Raw genomic sequence first — 24265 nt, 5'->3', positions numbered from 1 at the left:
CACCATCATGATGCGCAGCCATTATTGCGGCCAACTGAACGAGAGCCTGGAAGGTCAGGAAATTACCCTTTGCGGATGGGTCCATCGTCGCCGCGACCACGGCGGGGTGATTTTCCTCGATATCCGTGATCGCGAAGGCATGGCCCAGGTCGTTTTCGACCCGGATCGCGCAGAAAGCTTCGCCGCCGCCGACCGCGTGCGCAGCGAATACGTGGTGCAGATTACCGGCAAGGTGCGTCCGCGTCCGGCTGGCGCAGTCAACGCCAACATGGCCTCGGGTGCCATCGAAGTGTTGGGTTATGAGCTGACCGTGCTGAACGAAGCGGAAACCCCGCCGTTCCCGCTCAACGAATACTCCGACGTTGGCGAAGAAACCCGCTTGCGCTATCGCTTCATCGACCTGCGTCGTCCAGAGATGGCCGAGAAGCTGCGTCTGCGTTCGCGCATCACCACCAGCATCCGTCGCTTCCTCGACGAAAACGGCTTCCTCGACGTCGAAACGCCGATCCTCACCCGTGCCACCCCTGAGGGCGCGCGTGACTACCTGGTGCCGAGCCGTACCCACGCCGGCAGCTTCTTCGCCCTGCCGCAATCGCCCCAGCTGTTCAAGCAGCTGCTGATGGTTGCCGGTTTCGACCGCTACTACCAGATCGCCAAGTGCTTCCGTGACGAAGACCTGCGCGCCGACCGTCAGCCGGAATTCACCCAGATCGACATCGAGACCAGCTTCCTCGATGAGTCCGAGATCATGGGCCTGACCGAAAGCATGATCCGCAAGCTGTTCAAGGAAGTCCTGGACCTGGAATTCGGTGAATTCCCGCACATGACTTTCGAAGAAGCCATGCGCCGCTACGGTTCCGACAAGCCTGACCTGCGTAACCCGCTGGAACTGGTCGACGTTGCCGACCAGCTCAAGGACGTCGAATTCAAAGTGTTCAGCGGCCCGGCCAACGATCCGAAGAGCCGTGTTGCCGCCCTGCGCGTGCCAGGTGGCGCGAGCATGCCGCGCAGCCGCATCGACGAGTACACCAAGTTCGTCGGCATCTACGGTGCCAAGGGCCTGGCCTACATCAAGGTCAACGAGCGCGCCAAGGGCGTTGAGGGCCTGCAGTCGCCGATTGTCAAGAACATCCCCGAGGCCAACCTCAACGTGATCCTCGATCGCGTTGGTGCGGTCGATGGCGACATCGTGTTCTTCGGCGCCGACAAGGCCAAGATCGTCAGCGAGGCGCTGGGCGCCCTGCGTATCAAGGTCGGTAACGATTTCAACCTGCTCACCTGCGAGTGGGCCCCGATGTGGGTGGTTGACTTCCCGATGTTCGAAGAGAACGACGACGGCAGCTTCACCGCGCTGCACCACCCGTTCACCGCGCCAAAATGCAGCCCCGAAGAGCTCGAGGCCAACCCGGCCACCGCCCTGTCGCGTGCTTACGACATGGTCCTCAACGGTACCGAGCTGGGTGGCGGTTCGATCCGTATCCACCGCAAAGAGATGCAACAGGCGGTCTTCCGTCTGCTGGGTATCGAAGCGGCTGAACAGGAAGAGAAGTTCGGCTTCCTGCTCGACGCCCTGAAGTTCGGCGCACCGCCGCACGGCGGCCTGGCCTTCGGCCTTGACCGTCTGGTGATGCTGATGACCGGCGCCCAGTCGATTCGCGAAGTCATTGCCTTCCCGAAAACCCAGAGCGCCGCGTGCGTCATGACCCAGGCCCCTGGCCTGGTCGATGCCAAGGCCCTGCGTGAGTTGCATATCCGTCTGCGCGAACAGCCCAAGGCTGAGTAAGCGGGCCCCGGGCGCATCCAGATGGATGCGCCTTTGCGTTAAGGCGCATGAATTTAAAGGTCTCGGCCGGGCGTGAGCGCGGCCGCGGCGTGGCATTGTTACAAAGGATTCGGAGTGCGTTATGGCAGGTCATTCCAAGTGGGCAAACATCAAGCACCGCAAAGAGCGCCAGGATGCCAAGCGAGGCAAGATCTTCACCAAGTGGATTCGTGAGCTGACCGTTGCCGCCAAGCAGGGCGGAGGCGATCCTGCCTCCAACCCGCGCTTGCGCCTGGCCCTGGACAAGGCGTTGGGGGCGAACATGAGCCGCGACATCATCGACCGGGCGGTTGCCCGCGGTGCTGGCACGGCCGAAGCCGACAACGTCGAAGAGCTCAGCTACGAAGGTTACGGCCCGGGCGGCGTGGCGATCATGGTCGAGGCCATGACCGACAACCGCAACCGCACCGCCGCCGCTGTGCGTCATGCCTTCAGCAAATGCGGCGGCAACCTCGGCACCGACGGTTCGGTGGCTTACTTGTTCGAGCGCAAGGGGCAGATCAGCTTTGCCGCCGGCGTCGATGAAGACGCGCTGATGGAAGCGGCGATGGACGCCGATGCCGACGACGTGGTCAGCAACGAGGACGGTTCGTTCGACGTGTTTACCTCGTTCAACAGCTTCTATGCCGTGCGCAACGCCCTGGAAGAGGCCGGTTTCAAGGCCGCTGACGCGGAAATCGTCATGCAGCCGACCACCAGCGCCGAACTCGACCTGGACGGCGCACAGAAGGTGCTCAAGCTGATCGACATGCTTGAAGACCTGGACGACGTACAGAACGTCTACTCCAATGCCGAAATTCCTGACGAAGTCATGGAACAGCTCGGCTAGTCTCAAGTTGTTCATTTAGGTGGGAGCGAGCTTGCCTCGCGATGCGATTGGGTGGTAATGCGCAATCGCGGGGCAAGCCCGCTCCTACCGGCCCGAGGCCGGATCTGCCTGCAGTTGCATTGCACCTGCGAGCCGGTCCGGCTTCTGTTTTTACTATGGCGCAAAGACGTATGACTCTGATTCTTGGCATCGACCCCGGCTCGCGCATTACCGGCTATGGCGTGGTGCGCCATAGTGGGCGGGGTTGCGAGTACGTGGCTTCGGGCTGCATCCGTACCGGCGCCGGCGAGCTGCCGGAGCGCCTGCAGATCGTCTTTCGCGGCGTGCGCGAAATCATCCGCCAGCACGGCCCGGTGACCATGGGCATCGAGCGGGTGTTCATGGCGCGCAACGCCGACTCGGCGCTCAAGCTCGGCCAGGCCCGCGGCGCGGCGATCGTCGCGGCTATCGAAGAAGGCCTGGAAATCGCCGAGTACAGCGCCACCCAGGTCAAGCAGGCGGTGGCCGGCACCGGTGGGGCCAATAAGGAGCAGGTGCAGATGATGGTCATGCACCTGCTGAAACTGACGCAAAAGCCGCAGATCGATGCCTCCGACGCCCTGGCCATCGCCTTGTGCCATGCCCATACCCGCTCAAGCCTGGTGCCCCACGGCCTGGGTACGGCGCGCAGTCGAAGCGGGCGCTTGCGGCTCTGATAGCATCATCTGCTGAAACAAATTTTGCCTGGGCAATGCCATCGGCCATTGCATTTGCTGTTAGGGTTGACCGGTCGCTTGCCGGTACCCATGAGGAAGGATCGGAACGTGATTGGACGTTTGCGCGGCACCCTGGCTGAAAAACAGCCGCCGCACCTGATTGTCGACGTCAACGGCCTGGGCTATGAGCTCGAAGTGCCGATGACCACCCTGTACCGCCTGCCCAAGGTTGGCGAAGTGGTGACCTTGCACACCCACCTGGTGGTGCGCGAAGACGCCCACCTGCTGTATGGCTTCCATGAAAAGCGCGAGCGCGAGCTGTTTCGCGAGCTGATCCGCCTCAATGGCGTGGGGCCCAAGCTGGCCCTGGCATTGATGTCGGGCCTGGAGGTCGACGAACTGGTACGCTGTGTCCAGGCCCAGGATGCTTCGGCCCTGGTCAAGGTGCCGGGGGTTGGTAAAAAGACCGCCGAACGCCTGCTGGTCGAACTCAAGGACCGCTTCAAGGCCTGGGAAACCTCCCCGGCCATGTTTGCCCTTGTGCCCAATGGTCCACTGCCGATTGCCAGCGTTTCCAGCGCCGAGGCCGATGCCGTCAGCGCGCTGATTTCCCTGGGCTACAAGCCCCAGGAAGCGAGCAAGGCGGTCGCCGCCGTGGATGCCAAGGGCCTGAGCAGCGAAGAGCTGATCCGTCGCAGCCTGAAGGGAATGATCTAAGTGATTGAAGCCGATCGACTGATAGCCGCCACCGGGCGCGACCGTGAAGAGGTCCAGGACCGGGCGATCCGCCCATTGCGCCTGGCCGAATACATCGGCCAGCCGGTGGTGCGTGAACAGATGGCGCTGTTCATCCAGGCCGCCCGCGGGCGCAACGAATCCCTCGACCACACCCTGATCTTCGGCCCGCCGGGCCTGGGCAAGACCACCCTGGCCAATATCATTGCCCAGGAAATGGGCGTGTCGATAAAAAGCACTTCCGGGCCGATCCTCGAACGCCCGGGTGACCTGGCCGCGTTGCTGACCAACCTTGAGCCGCACGATGTGCTGTTCATCGACGAAATCCATCGCCTGTCGCCCATCGTCGAAGAAGTGCTGTACCCGGCCATGGAAGACTTCCAGCTCGACATCATGATCGGCGAGGGGCCGGCGGCGCGTTCGATCAAGCTCGACTTGCCGCCGTTCACCCTGGTCGGCGCCACCACCCGTGCCGGCATGCTGACCAACCCGCTGCGTGACCGCTTCGGCATCGTCCAGCGCCTTGAGTTCTACAACACCGAGGACCTGGCGACCATCGTCAGCCGTTCCGGTGGCATTCTCGGCCTGCCCATTGAAGACGAAGGTGCCTTCGAGATCGCCCGCCGCGCCCGTGGCACGCCACGGATTGCCAACCGCTTGCTGCGGCGGGTGCGCGACTACGCCGAGGTGCGTGGCAAGGGCCACATCACCAAGCCGGTGGCCGACATGGCGCTGAACCTGCTGGACGTCGACGAGCGCGGTTTCGATCATCAGGACCGGCGCTTGCTGCTGACCATGATCGAGAAGTTCGACGGCGGCCCGGTGGGGGTCGACAGCCTGGCCGCGGCCATCAGCGAAGAGCGTCACACCATCGAAGACGTGCTCGAGCCCTACCTGATCCAGCAGGGCTATATCATGCGCACGCCACGGGGCAGGGTGGTGACCCGGCATGCCTACCTGCATTTCGGCCTGAACATTCCCAACCGCCTGGGCGAATCGATCAGCGGCGAGGGTTTTTCCGCCCAGACCGATGAATGACAGATTTATCCAGCGTTTCTGTGGTCCTATCCGCGGCATGCCTCCGTCGCGCTGGCAATACGACATAATCGATGAAAAACAGTTGCCGGGGCGGATTGGCAAGCTGAGGAGTTAGCACTAGAGTATGCGCGCGCAAAACGAGCTAGAGCCGTTCGCACATCGTTGTCGTGTCTATTACGAAGATACCGATGCCGGCGGCGTGGTGTATTACGTCAATTACCTGAAATTCATGGAACGTGCCCGCACCGAGCGGTTGCGTGACCTGGGCTTTGCCCAGTCGGCACTGGCGCAGGACAACCTGCTGTTCGTGGTCCATTCCAGCGAGGCGCGCTATCACGCGCCAGCGCGGCTGGACGACGAGTTGCGGGTTACCGCGCAAGTGCTTGAATTGAACCGCGCCAGCCTGCGCTTCGTGCAGCAGGTGTGGCGCGAAAAAGATGCAACGCTGCTCTGTGAGGGGCAGTTCCTGGTGGCCTGTGTGCGCGCCGATACTTTCAAACCCCGGGCCATCCCCCAAGCGCTGCGCGCGGCCTTTGCCGAGGCGGGCGATCCGGGTACTCATTCAAATGCAGGAGATTAAGCGTGGAAGCTAACGTCGTCGACCATACCTCCATGTGGAGCCTGGTCAGCAATGCCAGCATCGTGGTGCAGCTGGTCATGCTGATTCTGGTGGCCGCATCGGTAACGTCATGGATCATGATTTTCCAGCGCAGTACCATGCTGCGCGCCGGTCGTCGTGCGCTGGACAGCTTTGAAGAGCGCTTCTGGTCGGGTATCGACCTGTCCAAGCTGTATCGTCAGGCTGGCAGCAACCCGGACCCGGATTCGGGTGTAGAGCAGGTGTTCCGCGCCGGCTTCAAAGAGTTCTCGCGTCTGCGCCAACAGCCAGGCGTCGACCCGGACGCGGTCATGGAAGGCGTTGGCCGGGCCATGCGCGTAGCCATCTCCCGTGAGGAAGAGAAGCTCGAGCAGAGCCTGCCGTTCCTCGCCACCGTCGGTTCCACCAGCCCGTACATCGGCCTGTTCGGTACCGTCTGGGGCATCATGAACTCCTTCCGTGGCCTGGCCTCGGCGCAGCAAGCGACCCTGGCCACCGTGGCCCCGGGTATCGCCGAAGCCCTGATCGCCACCGCGATCGGCCTGTTCGCCGCGATCCCTGCGGTTATTGCCTACAACCGTTTCGCTGCCCGCAGTGAAGTCTTGATCGGCCGTTACTACACGTTCGCCGACGAGTTCCAGGCCATCCTGCACCGTAAAGTGCACACCAGCGAAGAGTGATCAGGTAAAAGCCCATGGCCCGAGTTCGCCACAAACGCAAGCCGGTCGCCGAAATGAACGTGGTGCCATACATCGACGTGATGCTGGTACTGCTGGTGATTTTCATGGTGACCGCACCGATGCTCAACCAGGGCGTGAAGGTCGACCTGCCCAAGGTTTCCAGTGAAGCCTTGCCGCAGGACAACAACACCCAGGTCCTGACCATTTCGATCAAGGCTGACAAGACCTACTACTGGAACCTTGGCAGTGAAGTCGACACCGACAAGCAGATGGACAAGGCCATGACCTTGCCGCAAATGACCGACGCCGTGACCAAGATCATCAGCGCCGGCCGTGACCAGGGCAAGCAGACCCAGGTCTTCATCCGTGGCGACAAGTCCGTCGACTACGGCGCGGTCATGGGTGCCATGGGCGGGTTGCAGAAGGCAGGTGTCGGTAACGTTGGCCTGATTACCGAGGCGCCCTGATGCAACAGCGAGAGCCATCCGCCTCGGAAAGCTATTTCTGGCCCAGTGTCTGGGCCATTGCGCTGCACGTTCTGGTGTTCGGCATGCTGTTCGTCAGCTTTGCCATGACCCCGGAGCTGCCGCCGGCCAAGCCTATTGTCCAGGCAACCCTGTACCAGCTCAAATCCAAGAGCCAGGCCACCACCCAGACCAATCAGAAGATTGCCGGTGAGGCCAAGAAGACTGCTTCGCGTCAAACCGAAGAAGAACAGATGGAACAGAAGAAGGTCGAGCAGCAGGCAGTGAAGGCTGCGGAACAAAAGAAAGAAGAAGCGGCTCAAAAGGCCGAAGAGGCGCGAGCCGAAGCTGAAGCGAAGAAAGCCGAACAGGCCGAGAAGGCCGAGGAAGCGAAGAAAACCGCCGAAGCCAAGAAAGCCGAAGAGGCGAAGAAGGCTGCCGAGAAGCAACAGGCTGACATCGCCAAGAAGAAGGCCGAAGAGGAAGCCAAGAAAAAGGCTGACGAAGAGGCCAAGAAGCAGGCGGCTGAAGAAGCCAAGAAAAAAGCAGCCGAGGACGCCAAGAAGAAGGCGGCCGAGGACGCCAAGAAAAAAGCAACGGCTGAAGAGGCGAAGAAGAAAGCCGCCGAAGACGCCAAGAAGAAAGCCGCAGCTGATGCGGCCAAGAAGAAGGCACAGGATGCAGCCCGCAAGGCGGCGGAAGACAAGAAAGCCCAGGCCCTGGCCGAGCTTCTGTCCGATACCACCGAACGGCAGCAGGCCCTGGCTGACGAGCAGGGTGACCAGGTAGCCGGCGATTTCGACGACCTGATCCGTGCACGTGCGGCCGAGGGCTGGGCACGTCCGCCTTCTGCGCGCAAGAACATGACGGTGGTCCTGCAGATCGGCATGTTGCCGGACGGCACCATTACCTCGGTGAGCGTAGCCCGCTCCAGTGGTGACGGTCCGTTTGACAGCTCGGCTGTGGCAGCGGTCAAGAACATTGGTCGTTTAACCGAAATGCAGGGCTTGAAACCGAGCGAATTCAATCCCTATCGTTCATTCAAGATGACATTCACACCTGAGGATCTAGCCTTGTGATTAACCTTCTTCGAGGACTGCTGGTCGTTCTCTGCTGTGCAGCAGGGTTGGCCGTAGCAGATGAAAAGAACATTCTGGTCACCAGCGGCAGCGATCGCGCCACGCCGATCGCGGTCGTGCCGTTCGGGCTGCAGGGCGGCAGCGTGCTGCCTGAAGACATGGCTGACATCATCGGCAATGACCTGCGCAACTCCGGTTATTACTCGCCGATCCCGCGCCAGAACATGATCAGCCAGCCGAGCCAGGCCAGCGAAGTGATCTTCCGTGATTGGAAAGCCCTGGGCGCCCAGTACGTGATGGTCGGCAGCATCGTTCCGTCCGGCGGCCGCCTGCAGGTGCAGTACGCGCTGTTCAACGTCGCCACCGAGCAGCAAGTGCTGACCGGCAGCGTCTCGGGCAGCGTCGATCAACTGCGCGACATGTCGCACTACATCGCCGACCAGTCGTTCGAAAAGCTCACCGGCATCAAGGGTGCATTCTCTACCCGCATGCTTTACGTGACCGCCGAGCGCTTCTCGACCAACAATACCCGTTACACCCTGCAGCGTTCGGACTACGACGGTGCGCGGGCGGTAACCCTGCTGCAGTCGCGTGAGCCGATCCTGTCGCCGCGCTTTGCACCAGACGGCAAGCGCATTGCCTACGTGTCGTTCGAGCAGAAGCGTCCGCGCATCTTCGTCCAGCATATCGATACCGGTCGCCGTGAGCAGATCACCAACTTCGAAGGCCTCAACGGTGCGCCAGCCTGGTCGCCGGATGGTTCGCGCCTGGCGTTCGTGCTGTCCAAGGACGGCAACCCGGACATCTACGTGATGAACATGGGTTCGCGCCAGCTGTCGCGCGTGACCGCAGGCCCGGGTATCAACACCGAACCGTTCTGGGGTAAAGATGGCTCGACCATCTACTTCACCTCCGACCGCGGTGGTAAACCACAGATCTACAAAACCAATGTTTCCGGTGGTGGTGCAGAGCGGGTAACTTTCGTGGGTAACTACAACGCCAACCCTAAACTGTCGGCGGATGAAAAGACCCTGGTGATGATTCATCGCCAACAAGGTTTCACCAACTTCAAAGTGGCTGCACAAGATTTGCAACGCGGCAGTGTAAAGATTCTCTCGGAAACAAGTCTTGATGAGTCACCCACTGTTGCGCCCAACGGCACCATGCTAATCTACGCCACCCGCCAGCAGGGCCGGGGAGTCTTGATGCTCGTCTCTCTCAACGGACGCGTGAGGCTCCCGCTTCCTACCGCTCAAGGCGAAGTCAGAGAACCGTCCTGGTCCCCTTACCTGAACTGACGCGGCGCTTTACGTTTTACTTAACACACTGGGGTTCATTAGGAGTTTCACGATGGAAATGCTGAAGTTTGGTAAGTTTGCTGCGCTGGCTCTGGCCATGGCCGTAGCTGTAGGTTGCTCCTCGAAAGGCGGCGACGATGCTGGTCAAGGCCAGGTTGATCCTAACGCTGGCTACGGTGCCAACACTGGCGCTGTTGACGGCAGCCTGAGCGAAGAAGCTGCTCTGCGCGCAATCACCACCTTCTACTTCGAATACGACAGCTCGGACCTGAAGCCAGAAGCCATGCGCGCTCTGGACGTTCATGCCAAGGACCTGAAAGGCAACGGCGCTCGCGTCGTTCTGGAAGGTAACACCGACGAGCGTGGTACTCGCGAATACAACATGGCTCTGGGCGAGCGTCGTGCGAAAGCCGTTCAACGCTACCTGGTACTGCAAGGCGTTTCTCCTGCCCAGCTGGAACTGGTTTCCTACGGCGAAGAGCGTCCAGTTGCTACCGGTAACGACGAGCAGTCCTGGGCTCAGAACCGTCGCGTCGAACTGCGTAAGTAATTCGATATGCGAACGTGCCGTCGTGCTGTAACCGTCCTGGCTCTCACCCTGCCTCTCATGGCCTGGGCTGAGGTTCCTGTTGTTGATGACAACGCAGGCTATAGCGGCGCAAGCAGCTATCCGCCTGCGGGTTATGGTACGAACGGCGCCTATGCCGGGGGAGGGGTTACGGCCCCTGCCTCGGCACAGGGCCAGCTGTTCATGCAACTGCAGCAAATGCAGGAGCAGATAGCGCGTCAACAAGGCGTCATTGAAGAGCTGCAAAATGACGTGTCACGCATGAAACAGGAGAGCCTGGAGCGTTACCAGGACCTGGATCGGCGTATCGGAAGCGGTGTTGCACCTGCCACCACTCCGCCCAATTCCCCAGCTGGTGGCGAAGCCGCCGGTGCTGCTGCAGGCGCTGCCACCGGTGCTGCCACCGGCCAGCAGCCTGCCGCCAGCAGCGAACCTGGCGATCCGGCGAAAGAGAAGCTCTATTACGACGCTGCTTTCGACCTGATCAAAGCCAAGGATTTCGACAAGGCCAGCCAGGCGTTCAACGCCTTCCTGCGCAAGTACCCGAACAGCCAGTATGCCGGCAACGCCCAGTACTGGCTCGGTGAAGTAAACCTGGCCAAAGGTGACCTGCAAGCGGCAGGGCAAGCCTTTGCCAAAGTGAGCCAGCTGTATCCCAAGCACAACAAGGTGCCGGATTCGCTGTACAAGCTCGCCGACGTGGAACGCCGCCTGGGTCACACCGACCGGGTCAAGGGCATTCTCCAGCAGGTGGTTACCCAGTACCCGGGTACCTCGGCCGCACAACTGGCCCAGCGCGATTTGCAAAAGCTCTGAACCAGCCGTTTTAAAAGAAACCCGCGCTAGTCGCGGGTTTTTTCGTTAGAATCACTGCCCTTTTATGAAACACGCTGCTGCGAACTACGCGATGACGGGTTCTCAGCAGTGCCTGACGGAGGCGGACAGCCTGTTTAGCTGTTACGCCCGTGGCGACTATGCAAGACACATTACGCATTACCGAAGTTTTTTACTCTTTGCAGGGTGAAACGCGTACCGCTGGGCTGCCCACGGTATTCGTCCGCCTCACCGGCTGCCCGCTGCGTTGCCAGTATTGCGACAGCGAGTACGCATTCAGTGGCGGCAGCATCCGCACCCTCGACTCGATCCTCGACCAGGTCGCCGGCTTCAAGCCGCGCTATGTCTGCGTCACCGGCGGCGAGCCGCTGGCCCAGCCCAATGCCATCCCTTTGCTCAAGCAGCTGTGCGACGCCGGTTACGAGGTTTCGCTGGAGACCAGTGGCGCCCTGGATATTTCCAGGGTCGACACTCGGGTCAGTCGCGTGGTCGACCTGAAAACCCCAGGCTCCGAGGAAGTTCACCGCAACCGTTACGAGAATATCGAGCTGCTGACCCCGAATGACCAGGTCAAGTTCGTTATCTGTTCCCGTGAAGACTACGATTGGGCGGTGTCCAAGCTCATTCAATATGGCCTGGAAAAACGCGCTGGCGACGTACTCTTCTCGCCCAGCCACCACCAGGTGAGTGCCACCGACCTGGCCGACTGGATCGTGGCCGATAATTTGCCGGTTCGTTTCCAGATGCAGCTGCACAAACTGCTGTGGAACGACGAACCGGGACGCTGACAGGAGTGATGCAATGACTGAGAAACGTGCGGTAATTCTGCTTTCCGGCGGCCTCGACTCGGCCACTGTTGTTGCCATGGCCAAGGCCGAGGGCTACAGCTGCTACACCATGAGCTTCGACTACGGCCAGCGCCACCGCGCCGAGCTCAACGCCGCAGCGCGGGTTGCCCGCGACCTGGGCGTGGTCGAACACAAGGTCATCGGCCTGAGCCTGGACGGTATTGGCGGCTCGGCCCTGACCGACAGCAGCATCGATGTACCTGAAGCGCCGAGCGAAGGCATCCCGGTCACTTACGTGCCGGCACGCAATACGGTGTTCCTGTCCCTGGCCCTGGGCTGGGCAGAGGTACTGGAAGCCCGCGATATCTTCATCGGCGTCAACGCCGTGGATTACTCCGGTTACCCGGATTGCCGTCCGGAGTTCGTTGAGGCGTTCGAGCGCATGGCCAATCTGGCTACCAAAGCCGGTGTCGAAGGCAACGGCTTTCGCATCCAGGCACCGCTGCAGAACCTCAGCAAGGCGCAGATCGTCCAGGCCGGCATGGCCCGCGGGGTGGATTACAGCCTGACCGTTTCCTGCTATCAGGCCGACGATCAAGGCCGTGCGTGCGGCAAATGTGACAGCTGCCGCCTGCGCGCCGACGGCTTTAAAGCCGCCGGTGTAGAGGACCCGACCAGATATTTTTAAATTATTTTGCGATGGGGTGTTGATTTCCTGTTAGAAATCAGTATTATACGCGCCATCCAACGGGTCGTTAGCTCAGTTGGTAGAGCAGTTGGCTTTTAACCAATTGGTCGTAGGTTCGAATCCTACACGACCCACCATACGCTGTAAGAGAAAGCCCGCGTCCTGCAAAGGTCGCGGGCTTTTTCGTTTCCTACCTATCAGAACGCGTAGGTCGCCGACAGAATCGCCGAACGCGCATCGCCGTACTCTATGGCCGAAGAACGCGCATCGGTGCCGTTCTGCTGGCGCACACGCTCAACGTAATCCTTGTCGAACAGGTTGTTGACGTTCAGCTGCAGGTCGAGGTCTTCGTTGACCCGGTACGCCACCATGGCGTTGTGCAGCCAGTAGGCGTCAAGCTTGGCGCTGGTGCTGGAGGTGACGTTGCGTTCGCTGACATAACGCGCGCCATAGCCCAGGGTCCAGCCGGCCGGCAGCTGGTAAGTGGTCCACAGGTTCAGCGAGCGCGGCGGGGTGTTGCCCAGGGCCTGGCCTTCACGGGCGATACCGGCTGCAGTGTTGGCGGCCTTGAGGGTTTCACTGTCGAGGAAGGTGTAGTTGGCGAACACATCCCACTGCTCGGTGATATGCCCGGTGACCCCGACTTCGACGCCCTGTACACGCTGCTTGCCGGCCAGTTGGGTGGAGCCGTCGGCCATGGTTTCGCGGGCGTTGGTCTTTTCTACCCGAAACAGCGCCGCGTCCAGTTCCAGGCGCTTGTCGAGCAGCTCCCATTTGGTCCCCAGTTCCCAGGTTTCGTTCTTTTCCGGGGCGAGGTTTTCGGTGGCCGCGCTCAGGCCGCCGCCGGTGGAGGCCAGGCTCTCTGCCGAAGGGTTGAAGGAGTTGCCCCAGGCCAGGTAGATACGCCCGTTCTCAGTCGGTTTGTAGACCAGCCCGGCACGGCCACTGAGTTTCTCGTCGGTGGAGTCGAAGTCGGAGGTGCGTACATGCCCGGCGTCGTAGCCTTGGGCCTGACCTTTGAACTTGTCGTAGCGCAGGCCCAGGTTCAGGTCCCATTGCTCATGCAGGGCAATGGTGTCGAAGATGTACAGCGCCTGGTTGGTCAGCTCGGTGTCGGTGTAGCTGCTGGTGGCCTTGTTGGCCGGCCCCGACCAGTGCCCCGGCGGGTTGCTCAGATCATAACCATTAGCGGGATACAGGGCGTTGCTCAAGCCGTAGCCGTAGGTCTTCAGGTCCATGGTTTCGCGTGACACTTCCATGCCGGTGACCAGGTCATGGCGCATGCCCAGCAGCTTGAAGTTGCTGATCAGATTGGTCTGGTTGATCCACATTTCGGTGGTCGCATCGCGCCCGTAGCCCTGGGGGCCGGCGGGGCGATAGCGGCCAGGCGGCAGGCCGGTGGTGTTGACGTGCGAAGCCGAAACCGTGGTATCGCGGGCAATGTGGCTGTAGCGCGTAAGGTTTTGCAGGCGCAGGTTGTCGTTGAAGTCGTGTTCGAAGTTGGCGGTGAACGAGCTTTGCTCGATCTCTTCCTTGTCGAGGTTCTTCCAGCCGAAGTAGTCTTCGCGGCTGACGCCGGCCAGGCGTTTGCCGTCCAGGGCCGGTACGCCGTAGTCGGGCAGGTTGTCATCGACCTGGTGGAAGGCGCTCAGGGTCAGGCGCGTGGATTCGCTCAGGCCCAGGCGCAGCGATGGGGCGAGCCCCCAGCGTTCACGGTCGATCTGTTCGCGGCCGGCCACATCGTTCTGGTGGCCCATGAGGTTGATGCGAAACGCGCTGTCATGCCCTACGCCCTCCAGCGGCTGGTTGCTGTCCAGGGTCATGCGGTGGTAGCTGTCGGTGCCGACACTGCCGCCCAGGCGGGTGAAGGCCTGGTCCTGGGGCTGCTTGCTGATGATGTTGATGCTGCCGCCGGTGGTGCCGGCACCGCCGAACACAGAGTTGGGGCCTTTGATGACTTCGACCTGCTCGACATTGAAGGTGTCGGTGCGGTTGGTCTGGGCGCTGTCGCGCAAGCCGTCGATCTGGATATTGCTGTTGGCCGAGAAGCCGCGGATGTTGATGCTGTCGCCCGAGCCGCCACCGCCTTCGCCGGCGTTGAAGGTGATGCCGGAGACGTTGGACAGTACCTGGCGCAGGCTCAGGGCCTGCTGCTCCTTGATTACCTGGGAGGGCACCACGGTGATGGTCTGCGGGGTGTCGAGCAGGGTGGTGGTGTACTTGCCCGACGCCGAGCGTTCAGTCTTGTAGTCGCTGCTGGCCTTGGCATCGATGTTGATATTGCCCAGCTCCATAGGCGGGCTGGACGCCTTCTCGGCGAGCGAATAGCTTGATGTTGAAGCGACGGCAAGGCCCAGCGCTGAAGCCATGAAGGAATGCGATGAACGACCACGAGCAAGTTGGCAAGACATGTAAAGTTTCACCCCAGTGAAAATTAAATGTAAGTGTTTATGAGAATTATTAGCAGTTACGTTGCTGATGATAATCTCGCCGCTTACCTTTCTTGCAGCTGTAGGTGTTTCGACATGTTTCTGGAGCGAACCATGACAACCAGGCAGAGTTCCAGCATCATGGTGCCACTTCGAACTCAAAGATGACCCGCCTCCGTCGTGAGGCCGGCATAAGGCTTTTACCCGTAATGACCCAAGAACACGCCCAGCAGCCTTCCCAGTCGCCGCCACTGATCTCGGTCGTCGCTCCTTGCTACAACGCCGAGAAGTACCTTGAGGCCGCGCTGCAGAGCATCTTTGCCCAGGATTACCCCAACTTCGAGGTGATCATTGTCGACGATGGCTCGACGGACAACAGCCTTGCCATGCTCCGGGCGCTGCAGGACACCTACGCTTTCACCCTGCTGACCCAGCACAATCAGGGCGTCAGTGCCACGCTGAACAATGGCCTCAAGCATGCCCGGGGCGTGTATGTGTCCACTCCGGACCTGGACGACATCATGCTCCCGCATTCGCTCAGCGTCAGGGCCAGGTACCTGGACGAGCACCCCGAGGTCGGCTGCGTCGGCGCCCTGATCGCCTACATGGACAGCGATGGCGCCGAAACCAAGACCCAGCAGCGCACCGAGGTAAAGACCTTCAGCTTCGACCAGATCGTCCGCGAGGCAGTGGTCATCGGTGCGCCGGGCGCGTTGTACCGCATGCAGGCGATGCGCGCGGCGCAGTTCTACGACCCGGCGATCAAGGTCCAGGATTTCCAGATCACCCTCAGGATCGCCAGCAAGGGCTACCAGATTCACGAGTTGCCGGTGTGCGTGACGCGCTATCGCCGCCACCCCAACAACCTGTCGAGAAAGTTCAAGGTCCTGCTGGATGCCGATATGCTGGCGATGGCGCCCTTCAAAACGCATCCCGGGTATCAGCAGGGCAGGACGGTGCTGATCAACAAGGCATTGAAGTATGCGGTGGTCGCCGACAAGAAATTTGCCTGGCAACTGTTGCGCTCGATCCCGCTACGCCATTACAACCGCACCACATTCAAACGCCTGAAGCGCCTCGTACTGCACCGTTGATCAGCAAGGACCCCTTTGTGAAGTTATTCGACCTCTTGAAACAGCGGCGTGAGCGCAAACGACTGCGCTCGATGGACAAGCTTGAGCGTGCGGCAGAAAAGATCAGGCTGCGTTACCCACGTTATAGCGTCGGGGTGGGCACCTACGGGATTCCGGAAGTTGTCGAGTTCGGTGACGATACAGTGCTGAAGATCGGTTCCTACACCTCGATCGCAGCGGGCGTACAGATACTGCTCGGCGGTGAGCACCGTACCGACTGGCTGACCACTTACCCGTTCCCGGCCATGGTCGATGCCGTCAAGGACATCAAGGACTATGCGCCGAGCAAGGGCGATGTGGTGATCGGCAGCGACTGCTGGATCTGCACCAACGCGGTGATCCTCTCGGGCGTGACCATCGGCCATGGCGCGATTGTCGCCGCCGGTGCGCTGGTGACCCGCGATGTGCCGCCGTTTGCGGTGGTCGGCGGCAACCCGTGCAAGCAGATCAGGTGGCGGTTTGACGAAGAAGTGCGCAACACCTTGCTCGAAGCGGCCTGGTGGGACTGGCCCATGGATGAAGTCAAAGCTGTCTCGCGGATGCTCAGCAGCTCGGACCTTGATAGCTTTCTTGCCTACATCAAGGCCCGTAACGGCTGACAGTCAGTTGAACAGGCGCTGGCGCAGCGCGTCGATGCGTTCGGCCTCGGCCAGATAGTCGGCGGCACCGAGGTTGCTGTACAACGTGCCGGCCTTGATCCGCTTGGCATCGCGCCGCTGCTGCTCGGCGCGTTCGAGCAACGCCTTTTGCAAGGCACTGGCACTGTCCGGCGAGGCTTCAAGCAGTGGCCGGGCCATGATCTCGGCGCTGTCCAGGTGGTCCTGGGCGATGGCGCTGAGCACCGCACTGGGTTCACTAATCGCCCCCAGGCCCAGCAAGCGCTTGGCCAGCGCCGGCGTTACCTGCGCAGCGCCTACCAGCAGCGTGTCGGCTTGCACCGGCATGCCCTGGTCGAGCAACCAGCTGGCAGCTTCCAGGTGGCCGTGCTGCAGGCAGCATTCCAGGCTGGCGCCGTGTCCGCGCAGCACTTCTCTCAGGTCGCAGCCGGCCTTGCGCAGGGCTGCCAGGCGCTCGATATCGCCATGGCTGGCCGCATCGAGCAGCGCCAGTTGGCGCAGGCGTGGTTGTCCGGCGAGGCTGCCGTCAGCCAGTGCCGGGCGCCAGTCCAGTACTCGTTCGCGTAGCAAGGTCTCAAGCCGCGCCTTGAGCGTCACGCCCGACTCACCGGCTGCTTCCAGTTCATCCAGCGCTTCGAGCAGTTCGCTGGCGCTGCTGTACTCGGCCTGCGGGTCGAACGGGTCTTGTTCATAGGCCAGCAGGTGGAACAGCCCGGCGATGTCGTCGGCGATGCGTGCCAGGCTGTCCTGGTGCAGGCTGCCGGCCCAGGCTGGCGGCAGCCCGCGGCTCCAGGCGATCACCGCGCCATGGTTGGGGCCCGGGGTGACGCACACGTACAAGCGCTCCAGATATTCGAATCCGCCGAACGGCAGGTAGTCGAGCTTGCCGTTCCAGGGGCGGCCGTGTTCCCGGGCGGCTTCTTCGGCTTGCTCCTGTTCGTGCTCGATCCAGCCCCAGAGGTCGCGGTAGCCGTCACTATCCGGGTAGAACAGCTCGCTGAAGGAGAACGGGTGGCGGTGGCCGTCGTAAACCACTTCCAGGTCATAGCCGACGCGACCGCCCAGGCAGGTCTGCCACAGCTGCAACAGCCCTGCAGGTAGCGGGCCGCTCAGTTGGGCTTCGATCCGCGCCAGGGTGGCGGCGTCGATTGCAGGTTGAGTATCGAAGATCACGCAGCCTTCGAACAGGGCCAGTTGGTGGTCCTGCAACAGCTGATGTTCGGCGGGGGAGAGTTCCATTCGTGGTCCACCTTCGGATTGGGCCGCAGACTCTAGCACGCGGCGAAACCCTCATTGTATTGCCCGCAAGCCTCACGCCGAATTGATCTAAACGCCAGGAGTGAGAGGGGTAAAATGGTATCGACGCTGTAGCGCAGGAGTCATGGCAATGAAATCCTTCAGCACACTTGCGTTCACCACGGCACTGGCTGCGTTGCTGGTGGCCTGGCCGGCCCAGCACGCTCAAGCTGCGCAGTACCAGGAGCCGATCGACATGTCCGGGGTCAAGTTGCAACCCCAGGAGCAGAATGGCGTGAGCTATGTCAGCGGCGGAATCGGCATCGATGAGTCGCGGGCCATTCAGCAAGTCCAGGGCTATAACTTGCATCTGACCTTCTCGACCGGCCCCGAGAACAAGTATGTGCCGGATGTCGACCTGGCGATCCAGGGCGGGCAGGGGCAAACCTTGCTGCAACTGAGCCAGGTCGGGCCGATGGTCTACGTCAAGCTGCCGCCGGGTCATTACAACCTGGTTGCCTCGCGCAATGGCGTGCAGCAACTGGGCGCCGTCAACCTGGTTCCCGGCCAGACCGGCACGGTGAACCTGCACTGGCCGCAGGACAACTGAGCCGTGCCGGCACGCGGTTGACCAGCAGTATGCCGCTGATCAGCAGCGTGCCACCGGCCAGCATGGCGCCGCTCAGTTGCTCGCCCAGCAGCAGGGCGCCAGCGACCACGGCGGTCAGCGGGTTGAGGGCAATGAAACTGCCGGCCCGGGTGGCGCCGATCCTGGCGATGGCGTCGTAATACAGCACGTACGCCAGCGCCGAACCCAGTGCCCCCAGGTACCCCAGGCTGAGCAACTCGGGCGCCGACAGTGCGTGCAATGCGCTGATGCTCAGGCTGCCATTGAGCAGGGCGTGGACGCTGAGCATCGCTGCCCCGGCGAACACCGCATAGGTCACCGTGTGCAGCGCGCCGAGCTGTTTCACCAGGCCGCTGCAGCAGACACTGAAGATCACCCAGCTCAGCACGCAGCCGAAGATCAAGCCATCGCCGAGCCAGCTGCCCTGGCCAATCGCTGCGGGCGCCCGGGCCAGCACCACCCAGCCCGCGCCCAGCAGGCACAGGGCGACGCCGAGCAACTGTGTGCGGCCCAGGCGCTGCCTGAAACACAGGTAGGCCATGATCGCCATGACCGCAGGGTTGCTCGCCACGATCAGCGAAGCCCGGGAGGCATCGGTGTATTGCAGGCCATGGAAGAAGAACAGCGTATAGGCATAGATGCCGGCAAACCCCAGGCCGGCGACTTGCACGGCCTGGGTCTTGCTCACCCGGACAAAACCCTTTTTCGACACCCGCAGGATGATCGCCAGCACCAGGCTGGCCAGGGCAAAGCGCAGGCTGCCGAGCAGCAGCGGATCGACAGCGCTGGCCACGGCGCGACCGGCAACGAAGGTGCCGCCCCAGATCATCGCGACCAGCGCAAGTTTCAGGTAGGTGCAAAACTGAGACGGCATGGCGGGCCCCGGCTGACGGCGTACAGGTGATGCGCCATACTTGTCCGAATGCCGACTCATAGGGAAATGAGCAATTGCTCATGGGCTTTCGATGACTTTGACCCAGCTGGAAATCTTCGCCGTGGTCGCTGCGCGCAAGGGCTTCACCCTTGCCGCGGCGCAACTGAAAATCTCCCAATCAGGGGTGTCTCACGCCATCCGCGCCCTGGAGCAAGAGCTTGGCGTGGCCCTGTTCGAGCGCCAGCAGGGGCAGATCGAGCTGAGCGATATTGGCAGCCGCCTGCTGCCGCGGGCCCAGGCCATGCTCGGCCTGGCCGAAACCCTGCGCCAGGAAGCCCACGATGCCCGTGGCATGAAGCAGGGTACGCTGCGCATCGGCTCGTTCGGGCCGACAGCGTCGGTGCGCTTGCTGCCGGCGATTCTCGCTGCCTACCGCCAGGCGTACCCCGGTATCGAGGTGCATGTCGACGAAGGTCCGGACCGCCAGGTGCTGCACTGGCTGCAGGAGCGGCGCATCGATGTCGGTTTCGTGGTGCTGCCTGAAGAGCAGTTCGACAGCTACCCGCTGCTGGAGGACCAGATGGTTACGCTGCTGCCCGCCGACCATGCGCTGGCGCAGCTCGCTTCAGTGACGCTCAAGCAACTGTGCCTGGACCCCTTCGTATTGACCGAGGCCGGTTCAGCCGAGATCGTCTCGCGGCTGTTTCTTGCCGCCAGGCTGCAACCCCGGATTCGCTACCGCACCTCGCAACTGCTCAGCACCCTGGAGATGGTTGCCCGTGGTGACGGTGTGAGCATCGTCGCGCAATCGTCCTTGCCGTTGCCCACGAGCCTGGCTTATGTGCAGCGCCCGCTCGATCCGCCGGTCAAGCGGATGGTGGGGCTGGCGGTGGTCGATGAGCGCATCATCTCGCCCGCGACCCGGGCTTTTATCGAACTTGCACGGACATTGCCGCGTAACGCTGCGGACTGATTTATAGTAGCGCCCTCGTCAACGGCGTCTCCGGGAAAAGGAAGTGGTGTGTTTTTCAGGTTTGTTCTGATCGCCGTAATGCTGGCGATGTCTGCATGCAGTTCGCATTCCCCAAGCCCCGGTAGCTCCGCCAACAAAGTCGTGGCCGGCACCTACAAGGTCAAGCGCGGCGATACCCTGTACTCGATTGCCTCGCGCCATGGCTGGAACTTCAAGGAACTGGCGCGCTACAACGGCATCAGTGCGCCCTATGCGGTGAATGTCGGCCAGACCATCCGCTTCGGCGGCTCGAAAACCACCACGCGCACCACCAGCAGTGCCAGCAAGGCCCGGCCCGTGGCGCCGGCCACCAAGGTCACCCTGCGCGGCTGGGCGTGGCCGCTGCAGGGCACGCTGATCCGCCGCTATTCCTCCGCCGACAAGCTCAACAAGGGCATTCGCATCGCCGCCACCCCGGGCCAGGCGGTGTACGCCAGCCTGGGTGGCAAGGTCGCGTTCGCGACCAACATCCGCGGCTATGGCAACCTGATCATCCTCCAGCATGGCACTGCCCATGCCAGCGTCTACGGCCACAACAGCAAGTTGCTGGTCAAGGAAGGCCAGACCGTCAGCAAGGGCCAGAAGATCGCCGAAGCCGGCGACCTGGATACCGACCGCGTGCAGCTGTACTTCGAAATCCGCCAGAACGGCAAGCCGATCGATCCGCTGAGCGTGTTGCCGGCCAGCTGAGGACGCTCAAGGCGTCGCTTGCAGGTAGTGGGCGATGATCTTCACGCTCAGTTGCAGACGTTGCTCGATGTCCTCGCTGGCCGGGGTATAGGCCGGCATGCTGATCGCCTTGAGAAACAGGTCGGCCTTGAGCATCTCCAGAAACTGGCAAGCAACCAGGTTGAGGGTTTGCCGGTCGGCCTGGATACCGTGCAGTTGCCCCAGGCGCTCGGCCAGCAACTGGTAGCTGCGCTCGGGGCCCAGGGTGTAGAAGTGCTCGCCGATCTGCGGAAAACGCGGCGCTTCGGCCACGATCAAGCGATACAGGCCGATGCTTCTGGGCGCCAGCAGGCCGTGCAGAAAGCGGCGCCCGTAGTGTTCGAGTACGCGTTCAAGCGAGTCGTGTGCGGCGCTGCCGGGGTCTGGGGCAACGAAGATCTCTTCGATCATTCGTTCAATCACTGCGGCAAACAAACCTTCCTTGCCGCCGAAGCTGCTGTACAGCGTCCCGCGTGAGCCGCCGGCCAGGTCGATGATCATGTCCAGGGTGGCGCCTTCAAAACCGTGCTCGATAAACGTCCGGGTGGCCGCCTCGATCAATGCGTGGCGGCGCTGAAGCCCGCGAGCGGTGAGGCGCGGGCTGGCCTTCCTGGGGTTTTCGCAGTCAGTACTCATGGTTGCTTGTCCGTCACTTAACGAGAACAAATCTCGTTTGGGTTGATCTTTGCTGAAAGAAGTGTATCGTACAGTACAGTATTAAATCGAGGTGTACGATGATGCTCAACCAATGGGTTCTGTTCGATGCCGGTGAGTTTCCGCTGGTTCACGTCAAGTCCATGCCTGCCAATCTTGACGAGGTAGAGCGCTGGATTGTCGAGGTCGAAGCGCTGCTGACGCGCAACCGTGAGTTTGTCCTGGTCTATCCGCCCATGCCGCCAGCGGCCGAGGACGACTTGCAGGCGCGCAAGCGTCTGGTGCTGTGGCTCAAGGGCCAGCGCCAGTGGCTGGCGTCGTGGTGCCGGGGCATGGTCCTGACGGCAACCGGGCAGCCGGGCAACCTTGCCGAACTGACCGGCCTGGCACCGGTATTGGCAGCAGTTTATGGCGTGCCGGTGCACGCCGTCCCCGGGGCGGCGCTGGCCCATAACCTGGCCTTGAGCCTGTTGACCACAGGGCGGGCATCGCAGCAGCCGGTGGCCTGATCAGCCATTGGGCCTGGCCTGCAGCAGCGGGTCGTGGGGGTTGATCTGGCGCAGGGCATCGAGCAGTTGCGCGGCTTCTGCGGGTTTGTGTTCTTGTTGCAGGTAGTGCATCAGCGCCAGGCGCAGGTCTCGGTTGTAGGGGTGCTGTTGCAGGCTGCGCCACAGTTGCTCGCGGGCCTTGGCTGGCTGCCCCTGGTCATGCAGGGCCACCGCCAGCACATAGCCGAAGCCAGCATTCTCGGGCTCCAGCTGGACGGCTTGGCGAAAGGCCTTGAGCGCCGCCTCGCGTTGGCCCTGACGAATCAGCGCCAGGCCGCTGGCCTGGTGCAGCAGGGCGGCTTGCGGATGCCGGGCCAAGGCCTGGTCAAGCTCGGCCCGTGCCTCTGTGCTGCGGCCCTGGCTGTCGAGCCATTGCGCCAGCGCTACCTGTGCCGGGAGGAAATCGGCATCGCGCCGGATCGCGCTGCGCAGGTAACCTTCGACCTCGGCGCCACGACCACTGGCCTGATAGAGCTGGGCCAGGTTGAGATTGGCTTCGGCGCGCTCCAGCAGGCTCAACTGCACCTGCTCGTACTCGCCGATGGCCTTGTCGAAGGCCGCTTCATGCACGCCAAGGCCCGCAGCCCGGGCCGCCAGCAAGGCATGGGCGGCGGCGATGCGCACCGCCCGTGTCGGGTCTCGCAGCAGCGGTGCCAGTAGGTCGGCGCGCTGCTCGGCAGGCATAAGCGCCGCCACTGCTTCAAGGGCGCTCAGGCGCACTTGCGCCGCGGGGTTCTTCAGCTCGCGGGCGGCAGCCTTGAAGCTCTGCTCGCTGGGGTAGTTGGCCAGTTCGGCGAGCAAGGTGGCGCGGCGGATGGCCGGCAGTTGCCGGTCCTGCAACTGCTCCAGCAGCGCCTGGGCGGCGCCGGGTTTGCCGCTGCGCAAGCGCTCCAGGCTGCTGGCGTAAGTGCTGCCGCCGTCCTTGCCGTACCACAGGCGGAACTGTTCGGCGATGCGCTGGCCGGGGCTGGATTTATGACAGCCCAGGCAGGCGTCGGGGGTGCCCAGTTGCAATGCCTGGGCCGGTGCCGGAATGCTGAAACCATGGTCATGGCGCCAGTCGTTGACCATGTAGAATTTGCCCGGCATGTGGCAATCCACGCATTGTGAACCCGGCTGGCCGGGACTGTGCCGATGGTGTTCGATGGACTGGTAGTCCTTGGCCTGCAAACCGCTGCCATCGATGCCGGCCACTGCGCTCTTGCCGGCAGGGTTGTGGCATTGCAGGCAGACACCATCGCCCGCTACCTTGAGCTGGGTGCTGTGCGGGTCGTGGCAGTTGCTGCAGCGTACGCCCTTGGCGAACATCTTGCTCTGGCTGAAGGCGCCGTACTCGAACACCTCATCCTTGATCTTGCCGTCCAGGGCATACAGCTCGCGGGTCAGGCGGCTGGGCAGGTAGTCGTCCATCAGCGTGCGGTCGCTGTGAAAGCCATCCCCCAGCGGTGCACGGCGGGCGTGGCAGCGGGCGCAGGTTTGCACTTCGCTGATGTTGTCGCTATGGGCCAGGCTGCGGCTGAAACCGGCATTGGCTTGCTTGGCGGGCTTTTGCCCCGCCCATTGCACATGGTTGGAGGCCGGGCCGTGGCACGCCTGGCAGCCGACCCCCAGGCTGTTCCACTGGCTGTCGAAGGCGCCGCTGGCGGCGTTGAAGTTGCGCTTGAAGCCGGTGGTGTGACACTCCACGCACATGAAGTTGGCGTTCTGTTGCGGCTTGCTCCAGTGCAGCGGGTTCTTGAAGTCCACGCCCTGGCCCGGATAAAGGTGGAACCAGCGGTTGTTCTGTGTATCCCATGCCACGCCAAGGGCTTGCAGGTGGCCTTCGCCGGTGTCGATCAAGTACTGCTGCAGCGGCTCGATGCCGAAGGCATAAGCGACGCGATAATCCTGGTTACGCCCGTCTGCACCGGGAGTGTTGACCCAGAAATCCCCGCCCTTGCGAAAGAAGCGGGTGACCTCGTTTTCGGCCTTGAAGCTGCGTTCGGCGAAATCACCTAGCACCGTCTCGGCACTGGCGACCTGCATCGCCAACTGGTGATGCGAGCCCTGCCACTGCTTGCTCTGGGCCTGGTGGCAGCCCTGGCACTGGGCCTCGTCAACCAGGCTCGCCGGGGCCACTGGCGCAACGATCGGGGCTGGCGCGGTGCTGGCGGCGGTGAGCGGCGCGCTCTGCTCGACCAGCAGCCAGGCAATCACCGTCAGTAACAGCGCCAACGCTGCCAGCAGCGGCCAGAACAGTCGACGCGCCGGCGCAGTGGCCGGCGGGGTATCGGTACGCTTGCGACGATCTTTCGACATGCAGACTTCCGT

General features: G+C 62.2%; 25 protein-coding genes and 1 tRNA gene. 21 read left to right on the top strand and 5 right to left on the bottom strand.

Annotated elements, in window-relative coordinates; all coding sequences use genetic code 11:
* Window positions 1-7 precede the first annotated feature (7 nt).
* From aspS to JYG36_RS20960, 15 genes are all read left to right on the top strand, one after another.
* The gene (aspS, locus tag JYG36_RS21030) at window positions 8-1783 is read left to right on the top strand and encodes an aspartate--tRNA ligase (protein WP_045193709.1); all 1776 of its coding nucleotides are present in this window, start codon (window positions 8-10) and stop codon (window positions 1781-1783) included.
* A 121-nt stretch (window positions 1784-1904) separates the two neighbouring features.
* Window positions 1905-2651, top strand: coding sequence for a YebC/PmpR family DNA-binding transcriptional regulator (locus tag JYG36_RS21025; protein ID WP_213602200.1), 747 nt, complete (start codon window positions 1905-1907; stop codon window positions 2649-2651).
* A 170-nt stretch (window positions 2652-2821) separates the two neighbouring features.
* Complete coding sequence (gene ruvC, locus JYG36_RS21020) at window positions 2822-3346, top strand: crossover junction endodeoxyribonuclease RuvC (RefSeq protein ID WP_045193540.1); 525 nt, start codon at window positions 2822-2824, stop codon at window positions 3344-3346.
* Between the two features lie 108 nt (window positions 3347-3454).
* Window positions 3455-4063, top strand: coding sequence for a Holliday junction branch migration protein RuvA (gene ruvA, locus JYG36_RS21015; RefSeq protein ID WP_010223195.1), 609 nt, complete (start codon window positions 3455-3457; stop codon window positions 4061-4063).
* Window positions 4064-5119 (top strand): Holliday junction branch migration DNA helicase RuvB, encoded by a 1056-nt coding sequence (gene ruvB, locus JYG36_RS21010; RefSeq protein ID WP_045193539.1) that lies wholly within the window; start codon window positions 4064-4066, stop codon window positions 5117-5119.
* Between the two features lie 124 nt (window positions 5120-5243).
* A complete protein-coding gene (gene ybgC / locus JYG36_RS21005; RefSeq protein WP_045193538.1) occupies window positions 5244-5699 on the top strand; it encodes a tol-pal system-associated acyl-CoA thioesterase in 456 nt (151 codons plus the stop codon).
* A 2-nt stretch (window positions 5700-5701) separates the two neighbouring features.
* Window positions 5702-6397, top strand: a complete 696-nt coding sequence (gene tolQ, locus JYG36_RS21000) for a protein TolQ (protein WP_010223192.1) — start codon at window positions 5702-5704, stop codon at window positions 6395-6397.
* Between the two features lie 14 nt (window positions 6398-6411).
* Window positions 6412-6864, top strand: a complete 453-nt coding sequence (tolR, locus tag JYG36_RS20995; RefSeq protein ID WP_045193537.1) for a protein TolR — start codon at window positions 6412-6414, stop codon at window positions 6862-6864.
* Window positions 6864-7940, top strand: a complete 1077-nt coding sequence (tolA, locus tag JYG36_RS20990; protein ID WP_093386479.1) for a cell envelope integrity protein TolA — start codon at window positions 6864-6866, stop codon at window positions 7938-7940. The genes tolR and tolA overlap by 1 nt, the downstream gene beginning before the upstream one ends.
* Complete coding sequence (tolB, locus tag JYG36_RS20985; RefSeq protein ID WP_045193535.1) at window positions 7937-9238, top strand: Tol-Pal system beta propeller repeat protein TolB; 1302 nt, start codon at window positions 7937-7939, stop codon at window positions 9236-9238. The genes tolA and tolB overlap by 4 nt, the downstream gene beginning before the upstream one ends.
* Window positions 9239-9290: 52 nt before the next feature.
* Window positions 9291-9788, top strand: coding sequence for a peptidoglycan-associated lipoprotein Pal (gene pal / locus JYG36_RS20980; protein ID WP_010223188.1), 498 nt, complete (start codon window positions 9291-9293; stop codon window positions 9786-9788).
* 6 nt (window positions 9789-9794) lie between these two features.
* Window positions 9795-10622 carry a tol-pal system protein YbgF gene (gene ybgF, locus JYG36_RS20975; protein WP_213602199.1) on the top strand — a complete coding sequence of 276 codons (828 nt, stop codon included), beginning with the start codon at window positions 9795-9797 and terminating at the stop codon, window positions 10620-10622.
* A 158-nt stretch (window positions 10623-10780) separates the two neighbouring features.
* On the top strand, window positions 10781-11428 hold the full coding sequence (queE, locus tag JYG36_RS20970; RefSeq protein WP_093386470.1) for a 7-carboxy-7-deazaguanine synthase QueE: 648 nt from the start codon (window positions 10781-10783) through the stop codon (window positions 11426-11428).
* Between the two features lie 13 nt (window positions 11429-11441).
* Window positions 11442-12116, top strand: a complete 675-nt coding sequence (queC, locus tag JYG36_RS20965; protein WP_045193531.1) for a 7-cyano-7-deazaguanine synthase QueC — start codon at window positions 11442-11444, stop codon at window positions 12114-12116.
* A gap of 61 nt (window positions 12117-12177) precedes the next feature.
* Window positions 12178-12253, top strand: a tRNA-Lys gene (locus JYG36_RS20960).
* A 60-nt stretch (window positions 12254-12313) separates the two neighbouring features.
* On the opposite strand, the gene JYG36_RS20955 is transcribed toward JYG36_RS20960, so the two are convergent.
* Complete coding sequence (locus JYG36_RS20955) at window positions 12314-14410, bottom strand: TonB-dependent receptor (RefSeq protein ID WP_502937481.1); 2097 nt, start codon at window positions 14408-14410, stop codon at window positions 12314-12316.
* A 344-nt stretch (window positions 14411-14754) separates the two neighbouring features.
* Between JYG36_RS20955 and JYG36_RS20950 the strand changes: the two genes are divergently transcribed.
* Together JYG36_RS20950 and JYG36_RS20945 are read left to right on the top strand one after the other, a co-directional pair.
* Window positions 14755-15639, top strand: a complete 885-nt coding sequence (locus JYG36_RS20950) for a glycosyltransferase family 2 protein (protein WP_093386460.1) — start codon at window positions 14755-14757, stop codon at window positions 15637-15639.
* A gap of 17 nt (window positions 15640-15656) precedes the next feature.
* Window positions 15657-16277 carry a CatB-related O-acetyltransferase gene (locus JYG36_RS20945; protein WP_045193528.1) on the top strand — a complete coding sequence of 207 codons (621 nt, stop codon included), beginning with the start codon at window positions 15657-15659 and terminating at the stop codon, window positions 16275-16277.
* A 3-nt stretch (window positions 16278-16280) separates the two neighbouring features.
* On the opposite strand, the gene JYG36_RS20940 is transcribed toward JYG36_RS20945, so the two are convergent.
* Complete coding sequence (locus tag JYG36_RS20940; protein ID WP_213602194.1) at window positions 16281-17534, bottom strand: ankyrin repeat domain-containing protein; 1254 nt, start codon at window positions 17532-17534, stop codon at window positions 16281-16283.
* A 148-nt stretch (window positions 17535-17682) separates the two neighbouring features.
* On the opposite strand from JYG36_RS20940, the gene JYG36_RS20935 reads away from it, so the two are divergent.
* Window positions 17683-18141 carry a hypothetical protein gene (locus JYG36_RS20935; protein ID WP_093386449.1) on the top strand — a complete coding sequence of 153 codons (459 nt, stop codon included), beginning with the start codon at window positions 17683-17685 and terminating at the stop codon, window positions 18139-18141.
* Here the strand turns inward: JYG36_RS20935 and JYG36_RS20930 are convergent.
* Entirely contained in the window at window positions 18083-19033 is a 951-nt protein-coding gene (locus tag JYG36_RS20930; RefSeq protein ID WP_093386444.1) for a DMT family transporter, read from the bottom strand. The two genes, JYG36_RS20935 and JYG36_RS20930, sit on opposite strands and share 59 nt — an antisense overlap.
* Before the next feature lie 91 nt (window positions 19034-19124).
* On the opposite strand from JYG36_RS20930, the gene JYG36_RS20925 reads away from it, so the two are divergent.
* Complete coding sequence (locus tag JYG36_RS20925) at window positions 19125-20006, top strand: LysR family transcriptional regulator (protein ID WP_213602192.1); 882 nt, start codon at window positions 19125-19127, stop codon at window positions 20004-20006.
* A gap of 48 nt (window positions 20007-20054) precedes the next feature.
* Complete coding sequence (locus JYG36_RS20920) at window positions 20055-20735, top strand: peptidoglycan DD-metalloendopeptidase family protein (RefSeq protein ID WP_213602190.1); 681 nt, start codon at window positions 20055-20057, stop codon at window positions 20733-20735.
* A gap of 6 nt (window positions 20736-20741) precedes the next feature.
* On the opposite strand, the gene JYG36_RS20915 is transcribed toward JYG36_RS20920, so the two are convergent.
* Window positions 20742-21389 (bottom strand): TetR/AcrR family transcriptional regulator, encoded by a 648-nt coding sequence (locus JYG36_RS20915; RefSeq protein ID WP_213602188.1) that lies wholly within the window; start codon window positions 21387-21389, stop codon window positions 20742-20744.
* A 101-nt stretch (window positions 21390-21490) separates the two neighbouring features.
* On the opposite strand from JYG36_RS20915, the gene JYG36_RS20910 reads away from it, so the two are divergent.
* Window positions 21491-21916 carry a hypothetical protein gene (locus tag JYG36_RS20910; RefSeq protein ID WP_176794292.1) on the top strand — a complete coding sequence of 142 codons (426 nt, stop codon included), beginning with the start codon at window positions 21491-21493 and terminating at the stop codon, window positions 21914-21916.
* On the opposite strand, the gene JYG36_RS20905 is transcribed toward JYG36_RS20910, so the two are convergent.
* A complete protein-coding gene (locus JYG36_RS20905) occupies window positions 21917-24253 on the bottom strand; it encodes a tetratricopeptide repeat protein (RefSeq protein ID WP_213602186.1) in 2337 nt (778 codons plus the stop codon).
* Between the last annotated feature and the right edge of the window lie 12 nt (window positions 24254-24265).

Source organism: Pseudomonas sp. SORT22 (assembly GCF_018417635.1).
In the GTDB taxonomy this organism is placed as follows: Bacteria; Pseudomonadota; Gammaproteobacteria; order Pseudomonadales; family Pseudomonadaceae; genus Aquipseudomonas.
Note: the sequence above shows the minus strand (reverse complement) of the source record. Positions and strands in the feature narration are given on the sequence as shown.

What these genes read in the sequence shown, in the direction of transcription:
- aspS (WP_045193709.1), top strand. Translation starts at nt 8, where the DNA reads ATGATGCGCAGCCATTATTGCGGCCAACTGAACGAGAGCCTGGAAGGT.
- JYG36_RS21025 (WP_213602200.1), top strand. Translation starts at nt 1,905, where the DNA reads ATGGCAGGTCATTCCAAGTGGGCAAACATCAAGCACCGCAAAGAGCGC.
- ruvC (WP_045193540.1), top strand. Translation starts at nt 2,822, where the DNA reads ATGACTCTGATTCTTGGCATCGACCCCGGCTCGCGCATTACCGGCTAT.
- ybgC (WP_045193538.1), top strand. Translation starts at nt 5,244, where the DNA reads ATGCGCGCGCAAAACGAGCTAGAGCCGTTCGCACATCGTTGTCGTGTC.
- tolR (WP_045193537.1), top strand. Translation starts at nt 6,412, where the DNA reads ATGGCCCGAGTTCGCCACAAACGCAAGCCGGTCGCCGAAATGAACGTG.
- tolA (WP_093386479.1), top strand. Translation starts at nt 6,864, where the DNA reads ATGCAACAGCGAGAGCCATCCGCCTCGGAAAGCTATTTCTGGCCCAGT.
- pal (WP_010223188.1), top strand. Translation starts at nt 9,291, where the DNA reads ATGGAAATGCTGAAGTTTGGTAAGTTTGCTGCGCTGGCTCTGGCCATG.
- ybgF (WP_213602199.1), top strand. Translation starts at nt 9,795, where the DNA reads ATGCGAACGTGCCGTCGTGCTGTAACCGTCCTGGCTCTCACCCTGCCT.
- queE (WP_093386470.1), top strand. Translation starts at nt 10,781, where the DNA reads ATGCAAGACACATTACGCATTACCGAAGTTTTTTACTCTTTGCAGGGT.
- queC (WP_045193531.1), top strand. Translation starts at nt 11,442, where the DNA reads ATGACTGAGAAACGTGCGGTAATTCTGCTTTCCGGCGGCCTCGACTCG.
- JYG36_RS20955 (WP_502937481.1), bottom strand. Translation starts at nt 14,410, where the DNA reads ATGGAGCTGGGCAATATCAACATCGATGCCAAGGCCAGCAGCGACTAC.
- JYG36_RS20950 (WP_093386460.1), top strand. Translation starts at nt 14,755, where the DNA reads ATGACCCAAGAACACGCCCAGCAGCCTTCCCAGTCGCCGCCACTGATC.
- JYG36_RS20940 (WP_213602194.1), bottom strand. Translation starts at nt 17,534, where the DNA reads ATGGAACTCTCCCCCGCCGAACATCAGCTGTTGCAGGACCACCAACTG.
- JYG36_RS20935 (WP_093386449.1), top strand. Translation starts at nt 17,683, where the DNA reads ATGAAATCCTTCAGCACACTTGCGTTCACCACGGCACTGGCTGCGTTG.
- JYG36_RS20930 (WP_093386444.1), bottom strand. Translation starts at nt 19,033, where the DNA reads ATGCCGTCTCAGTTTTGCACCTACCTGAAACTTGCGCTGGTCGCGATG.
- JYG36_RS20925 (WP_213602192.1), top strand. Translation starts at nt 19,125, where the DNA reads ATGACTTTGACCCAGCTGGAAATCTTCGCCGTGGTCGCTGCGCGCAAG.
- JYG36_RS20915 (WP_213602188.1), bottom strand. Translation starts at nt 21,389, where the DNA reads ATGAGTACTGACTGCGAAAACCCCAGGAAGGCCAGCCCGCGCCTCACC.
- JYG36_RS20910 (WP_176794292.1), top strand. Translation starts at nt 21,491, where the DNA reads ATGCTCAACCAATGGGTTCTGTTCGATGCCGGTGAGTTTCCGCTGGTT.
- JYG36_RS20905 (WP_213602186.1), bottom strand. Translation starts at nt 24,253, where the DNA reads ATGTCGAAAGATCGTCGCAAGCGTACCGATACCCCGCCGGCCACTGCG.